8 protein-coding genes and 2 pseudogenes are annotated in these 9623 nt (G+C 64.3%); 1 reads left to right on the top strand and 9 read right to left on the bottom strand.

Annotation, left to right across the window (positions count from 1 at the left end):
- Positions 1 to 910: KUP/HAK/KT family potassium transporter (locus tag EOA33_RS13935; protein ID WP_190234270.1), on the bottom strand; the 910-nt coding region annotated here is incomplete at its 3' end.
- Positions 911 to 1013: 103 nt separating this feature from the next.
- Positions 1014 to 1754: a pyridoxine 5'-phosphate synthase gene (locus EOA33_RS13930; RefSeq protein ID WP_127405875.1), complete on the bottom strand. Its 741-nt coding sequence runs from the start codon at positions 1752 to 1754 to the stop codon at positions 1014 to 1016.
- 114 nt (positions 1755 to 1868) lie between these two features.
- On the opposite strand from EOA33_RS13930, the gene EOA33_RS13925 reads away from it, so the two are divergent.
- Complete coding sequence (locus EOA33_RS13925) at positions 1869 to 2273, top strand: STAS/SEC14 domain-containing protein (RefSeq protein ID WP_127405874.1); 405 nt, start codon at positions 1869 to 1871, stop codon at positions 2271 to 2273.
- A gap of 9 nt (positions 2274 to 2282) precedes the next feature.
- Here the strand turns inward: EOA33_RS13925 and EOA33_RS13920 are convergent, their stop codons facing one another.
- The 7 genes and pseudogenes from EOA33_RS13920 to EOA33_RS13890 all read right to left on the bottom strand — a co-directional run.
- Entirely contained in the window at positions 2283 to 3410 is a 1128-nt protein-coding gene (locus tag EOA33_RS13920) for an ATP-dependent RecD-like DNA helicase (RefSeq protein WP_127400594.1), read from the bottom strand.
- A 166-nt stretch (positions 3411 to 3576) separates the two neighbouring features.
- Positions 3577 to 4452, bottom strand: a pseudogene (locus EOA33_RS13915) (translation factor GTPase family protein); the annotation flags it as partial.
- 25 nt (positions 4453 to 4477) lie between these two features.
- Entirely contained in the window at positions 4478 to 4831 is a 354-nt protein-coding gene (locus EOA33_RS13910) for a nitrile hydratase accessory protein (RefSeq protein ID WP_127405872.1), read from the bottom strand.
- On the bottom strand, positions 4818 to 5477 hold the full coding sequence (gene nthB, locus EOA33_RS13905) for a nitrile hydratase subunit beta (protein WP_127405871.1): 660 nt from the start codon (positions 5475 to 5477) through the stop codon (positions 4818 to 4820). Before nthB ends, EOA33_RS13910 begins: the two co-directional genes overlap by 14 nt.
- 13 nt (positions 5478 to 5490) lie before the next feature.
- Positions 5491 to 6096: a nitrile hydratase subunit alpha gene (nthA, locus tag EOA33_RS13900; RefSeq protein WP_127405870.1), complete on the bottom strand. Its 606-nt coding sequence runs from the start codon at positions 6094 to 6096 to the stop codon at positions 5491 to 5493.
- A gap of 69 nt (positions 6097 to 6165) precedes the next feature.
- Positions 6166 to 9330 (bottom strand): efflux RND transporter permease subunit, encoded by a 3165-nt coding sequence (locus EOA33_RS13895; RefSeq protein WP_127405869.1) that lies wholly within the window; start codon positions 9328 to 9330, stop codon positions 6166 to 6168.
- A pseudogene (locus EOA33_RS13890) lies at positions 9327 to 9623 on the bottom strand (efflux RND transporter periplasmic adaptor subunit); the annotation flags it as partial. The gene EOA33_RS13895 and the pseudogene EOA33_RS13890, both read right to left, overlap by 4 nt.

Genomic DNA, 9623 nt, shown 5'->3' with positions numbered 1-9623 from the left:
TCAGCGTCCAGCCCTCGTTCATTTCAAAGAACGGATGGCCGACGACGCCGTTCTTCGTCAGCACGAAGGCGCCCTGCCCGGCGTAGTTGAGCAGCAGGCAGGGAAACACGATCGCCAACCAGGCGAGCACGATCGGTTTGCGGCCGAAATGGCCGAGATCGGCATAGAGCGCCTCGGCGCCGGTGACGGCGAGGAAGATGGCGCCGATGGTGACGAAGGCGACGTCCGGCGAATGGATCAGGAAGGCGACGATGTAGTGCGGGCTGACCGCCAGCAGGATTTCGGGATCGTCGATGATGTGGTTGAGGCCTGACAGGCCGATGGCGAGGAACCAGACAGCCGTGATCGGGCCGAAGATCAGCGCCACGCCGCCGGTGCCGAACCGCTGCACCGCGAACAGGATCGCCAGGATGAGCAGCGTCAGCGGCACCACGTAAGGCTGGAAGGCAGGCGTAACGACATTCATGCCTTCGACCGCGGACAGCACCGAGATGGCCGGCGTGATGACCGCATCGCCAAAGAACAGCGAAGCGCCGACGATGCCAATGGCGAGGATGATCGCCGAGCGCGTGGCAAAACTGCTGCGCGCCAGCGCCATCAGCGACAGCACGCCGCCCTCGCCGCGGTTGTTGGCGCGCAGCACGAACATGATGTATTTGATGGTGACGATGATGGTCAGCGACCAGATGATCAGCGACAGCACGCCGAGAATGTCGCCGCGCTCGGCGACCTCGCCGCCCGACGACGCCACCAGCGCCTCGCGGAACGCGTAGATCGGGCTCGTGCCGATATCGCCATAGACCACACCGAGCGCGCCCAGCATCAACACCTTGGTGCTGTGCTGCTCGATTTCTGGATGGCTCGATTGGTCGACGGGTTCTGCCTCACTACCAGTGTTGGCAAGGGCCATAAACGACACTCCGATAAACGCGCGGTGCTCTACGCTTGCTGCGATGCAATATCAAGTGCCGTCACGTTATGGCTTCCATGCCGGCAACGCGGGGCTTGCCTCTCTACCAACCGCAAGCTCCGAGAAACCGTCCCACCGTGCCGGCCATGCCATACTCCAATGCATCGGCTGTCAACCCGTGACCGATTGACACTTCGGCCAACGCCGGAATGCGCTTTGCCAGCGCCGGCAAATTGGCCACCGTCAGGTCGTGCCCGGCATTGACCTGCAGCCCCGCGGCAAATGCCGCATCCGCTGTTTTTCCCAATTTTTCCAGTTCCTTGGCTGCCTTGATGGAATCGGAATGGCAACTGCCGTATGGGCCCGTATAGAGCTCGATGCGGTCGGCGCCGGTGTCGCGCGCGGCATTCACGCCGCTCGGATCCGAATCGGCAAACAGCGACACGCGAAAGCCGCTTTTCTTCAGCCGCTTGACGATCGGAGTGAGGAACGCCGCGTCGGCGATGAAGTTCCAGCCATGGTCCGACGTTGCCTGGCTTGGATCGTCCGGCACCAGCGTCACCTGGTCGGGCTGGTGCTGTTCCACAAGCGCCAGGAATTCCTCCGTGGGATGGCCCTCGATGTTGAATTCCGCCTTCGGGAACTCGTCGTCGATCAGCGCCCTGATCTGAGGCAAATCGGCGCGCCGCGTGTGCCGCTCATCGGGCCGCGGATGCACGGTCAGCCCGTGCGCGCCGGCGGCGAGCGCAATGCGGCCGAGCCCGATCACGCTCGGCCAGGGCAGATCGCGGCGGTTGCGCAGCATGGCGATGGCGTTGAGGTTGACGGAAAGCTTGGCGGGCATGGCTTCGGGTCCCCGAGTGCATTGGCGGCGCATCTATACCGTCTTTGGTGGGAACAGACAGGGGGTTTCCGGTGTTCCAGACGGAAGGACGGCCGCAAGCGGAAGGAGGTGCCTGTGAATTTCCTCGAAACCGTGCCGGCGATACGCCGCATCGACACCGACCGCGACGACCTTCTCGCCATCGACGTCGTCGGCGATGTCACCGGCGCCGATGCAGAAAACCTGTTCGGCCTGCTGGAGGCCGCCTGCGCACTCCATTCGAAGATCGACGTGCTGGTGCGGCTCGTCGAACTCGGTGGTGTTGACTGGAGCAATGTCGCCGGCGAAACGCTCACACAGGGCACGACCTTGGCGCTGCGGCATGTCGGCCGCTGCGCCACGATCGGCGAGCCGGACTGGACTAGCGAGTTTCACGGCCTTCTTGCAAAACCCCTGCCCGTCGACCTCAAGTATTTCAAGGCCGAGGACGAGGCCGCCGCCTGGAAGTGGCTCGGCGCCGTACCGATCGCGCGACGTTGACGGGCCGCCTTACCTGACCACGGTCAGCCGCTCCGCAGCCCGCGTGATCGCCGTATAGAGCCAGCGCTGGCGTGTTTCCTTGAAGGCCCAGCTTTCGTCGAACAGCACGACGTCGTTCCATTGCGAACCCTGCGCCTTGTGCACGGTCAGCGCATAGCCATAGTCGAAATCGTCGAAGCGCTTCTTCTGCTGCCAGGGGATCTCGGCGTCGGGGTCCTCGAACGCCGCCTTGAGCAGCTTGATCTTGGCGACGCCGCGGTCCGGATCGTCCTCTTCCGGCGAGACCAGCAGGTTGATGCCGGGCTTCACCGTCTCGCGCGACGAGGTCATCACCTTCCACAGCGAGCCGTTGAGCAGGCCCTTGGCGGGGTCGTTGCGCAGGCAGACCAGCTTGTCGCCGGCCTGCGGGAAGTCGGCGTTGAAGCCCTTCAACTCGCGCAGCCGCTGGTTATAGCGCCTGCGCGTGCGGTTGGTGCCGACCAGCACCTGGTCCGCCTTCAGCACCAGTTCCTGGTTGACGTCTTCCTTGCCGATGACCTGCGCCGTGCCGTAGTCGCCGCGCATGAATTCGCGGCCTTCGCGCACGTCGAGCGCCAGCCGTATGATCGGATTGTCGCGCGCCTGGCGATGGATTTCGGTGAGCAGAACGTCCGGTTCGTGCTCTGTGAAGAAGCCGCCGCCGGATATCGGCGGCAGCTGCGCCGGATCGCCGAGCACCAGGATCGGCGTGCCGAAGCTCATCAGGTCGCGGCCGAGTTGCTCGTCGACCATCGAGCACTCGTCGATGACGACCAGCTTGGCGCGCGCGATCGGGCTTTGCCGGTTGAGCGAGAAGGTCGGCGAGATCGACGTCTTGCCGGTCACCTCGTCCGACACCGATTCCTCGCCCTTCGGCCTGTAGATCAGCGAATGGATGGTGCGGGCATTGACCGCGCCCTTGGAGCGCAGCACCTGCGCCGCCTTGCCGGTGAAGGCGGCGAACTGAACCTGGCCGTCGACATGCTCGGCGAAATAGCGCGCCAGGGTCGTCTTGCCGGTGCCGGCATAGCCGAACAGCCGGAAAATCTGCGGCCGGCCATCCTTCAGCCAGCGCGCGACCGCCTTCAAGGCCTCGTCCTGTTGGGGGGAGAATTCCATCAGCTGGAAAGACCGGATTCGCGAGCGAAAGACAAGGTCAGCGGCCATATCGACCACCGCCGGTGGTGAACTCGGCGTCTACTGCGGCTCAAACTATCAGGCGCCAACTAGAACGTAAAGGGAACAAATCTTATCGCGTCTCAGTTGGATTCGAACGGCGTGGAGGTCAGGCAAGAGCCATCGCCGCTGGCGGGTCGCGATCGTCGGGTGGAACGGGGACAGGAACGTATCCGGCATAGCTGACACTGACGCGCGCTTGCCCTTTCGAGCGCGACCGGAGCGTATCCTCCAGCTTGAACATGTTTGCGAGCGGCACTAGCGCATTGACGACCACCTCCATCCCCCGGATTTCTTGACTCTCGATCTTGCCGCGACGGCTCTTCAGGTCGCCGGCAATGTCGCTGACATAATCCTCCGGCGTCACCACCTCGACCTTCATGATCGGCTCAAGCAACCGCACGCCGAGTTTGGGCGCTGCTTCCCTGAAGCAGGGGCGACTTGCGATCTCGAAAGCAGAAGCCGAAGAGTCGGTTTCGTGACAGGCGCCATCCACTAACGTCGCCTTGACGCCGATCATCGGGAACCCTGCAAAGGGGCCCAAGGATAGGACGCTGCGCAGCCCCTTTTCGACTCCCGCAATATATTCGTCTGGCATCGCACCGTCGACGATCGTGGACACAAATACGAAGTTCGCGTTATATGCGTTCGGCTCGAACGCAATCTTGACGCGAGCGAACTGGCCCCTACCGGCGAAAATCCTCTTGTGGGTGTAGTCCTGTTCGCAGGCGTGGGTGATCGTTTCGCGATAGGCCACTTGCGGAGCACCGACATTCACGCCGATCTCAAATTCGTCGCGCAGGCGGTCGACCATGATGACCAGGTGATACTCGTCCCTGCCGGCGATGATCGTTTGGCCCGATTCCTCATCTGACGTAACTTGGAAGTCAGGATTCTCATCCGCCAGCTTCGACAAGGCGACAAGCAGCTTCTCCTGATTGGCTTTCGATTTCGGCTCGATCGCGATTTGAAGCAAAGGCCATGGCGCGGCAGACGATTCCACCTGGCCCCTACCGCCCGCGGTCGAGTTGGGGATCGTTCTCGAGCAGGATCGGCTTGCCGTGCGGCGTGGCGTGCGCGGCGCGCTCCCAGGCAGCGGCAAGCGTGTCGACCTCGACCCTGCCGGCGACGCCCTTGGCCGACAGCAAGCTCTCCAGCGCATCCAACCAGTGCTCGTAATAGTCATGGCCGTCGGCTGCTGCACCCGGCTTCTTCACTTCAGCGGACAATGCGTCGGCCCATTCGCGCCAGGAAAACAGGCCCTTGTCATGCAGCGCCACCGTCATGGCGAAGACTTCGGCCTGCCACGGCTCGGCGAAGACCGGCTCATCGAAGGCCGCCGGCAGGTCTTCACGCCGGCTCAAGATAGCTCTCCCAGGCATCGATCGACACGGTCAGCGTCGGGTCGGCGCCATCGCCCCAGATCTCCGTGCCGTCGAAGACGACCGTATAGACCCATTGCGGGTTCTCGCCTTGCCCGTGCGCGTTGCTGTCGGGAAAGACAAAACCCTCGCGCACCGCCTCGATGGTGCCTTGCCTGCCGCGCGCATAGCGCGGCAGCCGCGTGTGGCCGTTCGGATTGAAATTCTTCGTCCGCACCCGCTGGCCGGCCTTGAACAGCGCCGGCGTGGCGACCGGCCGGTTGCATGGGCCGCCCCTGGCCAGCGCAGCCGGCACGTTTTCCGCCTTCAGCACCCTCTTGGGAGTCGCGGCCGGATCGATCGCCCGGCCCTCGGCCAGATCGCGGTCACTGATGAAGCCATGTCGCTTGAGCAGCACTTCCAGCGCCTTGATCCAGATCTGGTAGTAGCTGGAAGCATAGTAGTCGGCCGGATGCAGAGATTCTCGCGCGTGCCGGCTCTCGTCGATGTTCCAGGCGCCCATGGCGCCGGCGGTGAGCGTCACGCCGAGGGCCCGCCCTTCCCAGGCGGCATGGAAATAAGGCTCGTCCGTTTCGGGCGCGACCGGTCCGAACCCCATCTGCCCGCCGAGATCCTGCGGCCCGTTCATGCCGGCTCCCCCGTCATGGCGGCGCCTTGGCCAGCGCGGTGCCGATCATCGCATCGCGGCTCACCAGCTCGGCCAGTTGCTCCTCGCTCCAGGCCTCGGTGCCCTTCGGCCGCATCGGCACCACCAGATAGCGCAGCTCCGCCGTCGAATCCCAGACGCGGATCTTCTTGTCCGCCGGCAGGGTCAGGCCGAATTCGGCCAGCACGCCGCGCGGATCGATCACCGCCCGCGAGCGATACGGCGGCGCCTTGTACCAGACCGGCGGCAGGCCGAGCACCGTCCATGGATAGCAGGAGCACAGCGTGCAGACGACGAGATTGTGCGTCTCTTCGCTGTTGAAGACGGCCTGCATGTGCTCGCCCTGCCGGCCGGTATAGCCCAGCGATTCGATCGCCGCCGTCGCATCGCGCCTCAGCCAGTCGGCATAGGCCGGATCGGTCCAGGCCTTGGCCACCACCTGGGCGCCGTTGCGCGGGCCGATCTTGGTCTCGTAGGTGTCGACGATGACGTCGATCGCGGCCGGATCGATCAGGCCTTTCTGGGTGAGGATAGTTTCCAGCGCGCGCACGCGCGCCGCGAACGGATCGAGTTCGTTGTCATGGTCATGATCGTGGGACATGAGCTCAGACTAGAACCGCCGACACGTGGCCGCAAGCATGACGGCTTGGGCCAGCAAGCGGCGGTCGAGCTATTCGGCCGCCGCTTTCTGGAGCTGGATGACCCGGCCTTCTTCCGGATCGAACAGCGACGGTTGCTCCGCACTTTCGACAGCATGCAGCGCCGACCGGCTCTTCTTAAAGGAGAAGCCGAGCAGCCAACCGGAGAAATTCTCGAAATAGACGTAGATCACCGGCGTGACGAAGAGCGTCAATGCCTGCGAGGCGAGCAGGCCGCCGACCACCGCGACGCCGAGCGGCTGGCGCAGTTCGGCGCTGGCGCCGGTGCCGAGCGCGATCGGGAACGTGCCCATCAGCGCGGCAAGCGTCGTCATCATGATCGGCCGGAAACGCATCAGGCAGGCCTTGTGGATGGACTCCACCGCCGACATGCCCTCGCGCCTGAGCTCCAGCGCCACATCGACCATCATGATGCCGTTCTTCTTGACGATGCCGATCAGCATCAGGATGCCGATCACCGCGATCACCGAAATATCCATGCCGGCAAACCGCAGCGCCACCACCGCCCCGAGCACCGCCGACGGCAGGCCGGTGAGGATGGTGAGCGGATGGATGAAGCTTTCGTAGAGCATGCCGAGCACGATGTAGATGGTCAGGATAGCGCCGCCGATCAGCAGCCCCTGGTTGGCGAGCGAATCCTGGAAGATCTTGGCGGTGCCGGCAAAGCTGGTGCCGATCGTTGTCGGCATGCCGACCTGCTCCTTGAGTTGGTCGATGCGGGTCACGCTGTCGCCCAGCGCCACGCCCGGCGGCAGATTGTAGGAAATCGTCACCGCCGGAAGCTGGCCGAGCTGGTTGACGGTGAGCGCGCCGGCCGTGCGGTCGACATGGGCGAAGGCGCCAAGCGGCACCAGGCTGCCGCTCGCCGTCCGCACCTGGATGGCCAGCATGCGCTCGGGCGACCATTCGATCTTCGGGTCGAGCTCGGTGATCACGGCATAGCTGTCGGCCGAGCCGAAGATCGTCGAGACCTGATCGGTGCCGAAGCCGCCATAGAGTGCCGAGCGCAACGTATCGGTATCGATGCCGAGCTGGGCGGCCTTGTCGCGGTCCACCACCAACGACGCCTGTAGGGCATTGTTCTGCAGGTCGCTGGTGACATCGGCGAAGAAATTGTGGTCCGCCGCCATCGCGTCATTCAGCTTCTGTGCCCAGATATCGGTCTGGCCGGTATCGAGGCCTTGAACCACGAGCTGGTAGGCGCTGGCCGACGACCGCGAACCCAGCCTCAGGTTCTGCACCGGCTGCATATAGGTCTCGATGCCGGCCACCCCTGCCAGTTGCTTGCGCAGATCCGAGAGCACCTTTTCGATGTCCGGGCGCTTGTCCTTGTCCTTGAGCTGCACGAACAACTGGCCCTGGTTGAGCGCATTGTTGCCGCTGCCCGCCGACCACGCCACATGATCGACATAGGGCGAGTGGGAGAAAACGCTGGCCACCTGGCCCTGGAGCTTCGCCATGGCGTCGAACGAGATGTCCTGGCGTGCGACCGTCGTCACCGATATCTGGCCGATGTCCTCCTGCGGGAAGAAGCCCTTCGGCGAGACCTCGATCAGCCAGACCGACGCCGCAGCGGTGCCGATGAAGACGAGGAACACCAAAAAGGTGTGGCGCAAGCAGAAGCTCAGCAGCCAGTCGTAGCAGCGTGTGACGAAGTCATGCCTGTGGCCGCCTCCATGGGCTTCCCTCTCCGCCTTCGAGACCGAAAGCAGGCGCGAGCAGAGCATCGGCGTCAGCGTCAGCGAGACGAACATCGACGCCAGGATGGCGACGGTCACCACGACCGCGAACTCGTTGAAGATGCGGCCGATGACGCCGCCCATCAACAGCACGGGAATGAACACCGCCACCAGCGAGATGGAGATCGAGATGATGGTGAAGCCGATTTCGCGCGCGCCCTTCAGCGACGCGTCGAAGGCCGAGAGCCCGTCTTCCTCCATGTGCCGGAAGATGTTTTCGAGCATGACGATGGCGTCGTCGACGACCAGGCCGACGGCGAGCGTCAGTCCCATCAGCGAGATGTTGTCGATGGAAAAGCCGAACAGGAACATCGCGCCGAGCGTGGCGATCAGCGAGATCGGCACGGCGACGGCCGGGATGATCGTCGCGGTGACGCGGCGCAGGAAGACGAAGATCACCATCACCACCAGCGCGATGGTCAAAAGCAGCGTGAATTGGACGTCGTCGACGGCCTGGCGGATCGAGGTCGAGCGGTCGTTGAGCAGCTTGATCGAGGCGGCGCCCGGCATCTGGTCCTGGAAGGACGGCAGCATCGCCTTGACCCTGTCGACGACGTCGACCGTGTTGGCGTCCGGCTGGCGCTGCACGGCCATGATGATCGCGCGGGTGCCGTCATACCAGCTCGCTGTCGTCGTGGTCTGAACCGAATCGACGACGCGGGTCACATCGCCCAGCCGTACCGGGTGACCGTCTTTGGTGGCGATGATGAGATTCGCGAAACCCGCCGCGTTGTTAAGCTGAGTATTGGCGGTGATGGTCAATTGCTGCTTGTCGTTCTGCAGCACGCCGAGCGGCGTGTTGCTGTTGGCCGACGCCACCGCCGTCTGCAGCTGGTCGATCGAGATGCCGCGCGCGGCGAGCGCCGTCGGGTCGATCTGGATGCGCACGGCGTATTTCTGCTGGCCGTAGATCGAAACCTGCGCCACGCCGTCGATGGTCGACAGCGAGGGCGAGATGACGTTCTCGGCGAAGGCATCGAGATCGGTCAGCGGGACCGTGTCGCTGACCAGCGACATCAACAGGATCGGCGCGTCGGCCGGATTGACCTTGCGATAGCTCGGCGGCGCCGTCATCTCGGGCGGCAGCGACCTTTGCGTGCGCGCGATCGCCGCCTGCACGTCCGCCGCCGCTGCGTCGATGTCGCGGTTGAGCACGAACTGGATGGCGATCGAGGTCTGGCCGAGCGAATTAGTGGTCGAGATGGAATCGATGCCGGCGATCGTGGCGAACTGCTTGATCAGCGGCGTCGCGACGGAGGTCGCCATGGTCTCCGGCGAGGCGCCGGCCAGTTGGGCGGAGACGTTGACCACCGGAAACTCGGCGCTGGGCAGCGCCGCGACCGGCAGGAACTTGTAGGCGAACAGTCCGCCCAGCACGAGGGCGAACGACATCAGAAGGGTGGCGACGGGCCTGCGAATGCAGAATTCGGAGATCATTGGCTGGCCTCGCCCGCCTTGCCGGCTTGCGCCACCTTGGGTGCGCGCTGGGCGCCGCCATTGGTCGCCGCCTTGCCCTCATGCACGGCCGCGCCGTCCTTCAACCTGGTCTGGCCCTCGACGACCACCTTCTCGCCACCCTTGAGGCCCTGGCTGATGGCGCTGTTGTCGCCCTCGGTCAGCGCCACCTGGACGGGGCGCATCTCCACCGTATTGTCCGGCTTGACGACGTAGACGAACGGCCCCTTCTGGCTGGGCTGCACCGCGACCGTCGGGACCGAGGTCATTTGCGG

This window comes from Mesorhizobium sp. M4A.F.Ca.ET.050.02.1.1 (assembly GCF_003997725.1).
GTDB lineage: Bacteria > Pseudomonadota > Alphaproteobacteria > Rhizobiales > Rhizobiaceae > Mesorhizobium.
Note: the sequence above shows the minus strand (reverse complement) of the source record. Positions and strands in the feature narration are given on the sequence as shown.

Excerpts from the sequence above, each read along its gene's own strand:
- EOA33_RS13930 (WP_127405875.1), bottom strand. The coding sequence starts at position 1,754 with ATGCCCGCCAAGCTTTCCGTCAACCTCAACGCCATCGCCATGCTGCGC.
- EOA33_RS13920 (WP_127400594.1), bottom strand. The coding sequence starts at position 3,410 with ATGGAATTCTCCCCCCAACAGGACGAGGCCTTGAAGGCGGTCGCGCGC.
- nthB (WP_127405871.1), bottom strand. The coding sequence starts at position 5,477 with ATGAACGGGCCGCAGGATCTCGGCGGGCAGATGGGGTTCGGACCGGTC.
- nthA (WP_127405870.1), bottom strand. The coding sequence starts at position 6,096 with ATGTCCCACGATCATGACCATGACAACGAACTCGATCCGTTCGCGGCG.
- EOA33_RS13895 (WP_127405869.1), bottom strand. The coding sequence starts at position 9,330 with ATGATCTCCGAATTCTGCATTCGCAGGCCCGTCGCCACCCTTCTGATG.